This is a genomic window from Rhodoplanes sp. SY1 (genome assembly GCF_046000175.1).
In the GTDB taxonomy this organism is placed as follows: domain Bacteria; phylum Pseudomonadota; class Alphaproteobacteria; order Rhizobiales; family Xanthobacteraceae; genus Rhodoplanes.
Genome location: NZ_JBEOMB010000327.1, coordinates 1 through 1,423 on the forward strand (window position 1 = coordinate 1; position 1,423 = coordinate 1,423).

Annotated in this window: 1 protein-coding gene and 1 pseudogene; both read left to right on the forward strand. The window is 68.8% G+C overall.

The features are described from left to right. Window positions 1–270: 270 nt before the first annotated feature. A complete protein-coding gene (locus ABTU92_RS29430) occupies window positions 271–1,215 on the forward strand; it encodes an IS110 family transposase (RefSeq protein ID WP_408095093.1) in 945 nt (314 codons plus the stop codon). Between the two features lie 121 nt (window positions 1,216–1,336). Further along, window positions 1,337–1,423 (forward strand): annotated as a pseudogene (locus ABTU92_RS29435) (YciI family protein); the annotation flags it as partial.

A 1,423-nucleotide genomic window follows, 5' to 3' on the forward strand; every position in this document is an offset into this window, starting at 1 on the left:
TTGCAGAATTTCTCCGTCGTCCCGGGTCGGCGCGATAGCGCCGAGCCCGGGACCCATAAGCCCTGTCTCTCGTGAGCCACTGACACCGGGCGTATGGATCCCTGTATCTGTCGGCTGTCACTGGCATAGTGGCGAGCTGACGGAGACCGCTCGTTGGATCCCCGGCCCTGCGTGGCCGTAGTCCCGGCTCGGGCGTCTCCGTACCGCTCGTCGATCGAACAGTCGCACGGGTGCCGGCCCGCCCGGCCGCCCGCATACAGGTCCGGTTCCATGACATCCCAGTCCGTCTCGACGGCGGCCGGCATCGATGCCGGCCAACGCTTTCTCGACGTCGCCGTCGCGCCGTCCGGAAAGACCTTCCGGGTGCCCAATCTGGCCTCCGGCATCGCCACCATGATCGCCCGTCTGACCGCGGCGGGCGTCACCCGCGTCGTCCTGGAGGCGATCGGATCCTACGCGCAGACCGCGGTCGTCGCCCTGACCGAGGCCGGCTTCCAGGTCGGCATCGTCAATCCGCGCCGCATCAAGGCCTTCCGCGACGCCGAGGGGCGCCGCGCCAAGACCGACAGGCTGGACGCACAGCTCATCGCGCGCTTCGCTCTCGTCATGACCGACGCCGTCCGCCCACTCCCCTCCGCCGAGCAGCAGACCCTCAAGGCGCTCTCCCTGCGCCGCCGCCAGCTCACCGAGATGATCGCCATGGAGAAGACCAGGCTCAAGCAGACGCTCGAGCCGCTCCTGATGGAGAGCCACCGCGCCACCATCGCCGAGCTCTCTGCACAGTGCGAGCGCATCGAGGCCGAGCTCGCTCGCCGGATCACCGACGATACCGAGCTCGCCCGCGTCTCCCGCATCCTCACATCGATCCCGGGGATCGGCACCCGCATCGCCACCGTGCTGATCACCGACCTGCCCGAACTCGGCCACCGCGACCGCAAGGCGATCGCCAGCCTGGCCGGCCTCGCGCCCCATGTCAGCCAGTCCGGAAACGCTCCGCCCCGCGCCGCCATCGCCGGCGGACGACCTTGCGTCCGGACCAGCCTCTACCTCGCAGCCCTCGTCGCCGTCCGCCACAACCCCAAGCTCAGGGACGACTACAAGGCCATGCGCAACCAGGGAAAGCCCGCCAAGGTCGCCCTCATCGCCGTCGCCAGAAAGATCCTCGTCATCGCCAACGGCCTCGTCAAAGCCGACGTCGCATACTCGCCCGCTTGACATCCAAGACAGTCGCCGGGCTCGGCGCTCCGCGGCGCCCCGGGATGACGCGCGAAATTTCCGTCCCGGTGTCGGGATCGGGTAGGCTCGGCCGTCCTCGGATCACGGAGGGAACCCCCGGATGCTGTACGCCATTCTCTGCTACCATCAGGAAGACGTCGTCTGCTCCTGGAGCAAGGAGGAGGACGACGCCGTGATGGCGCGCCTC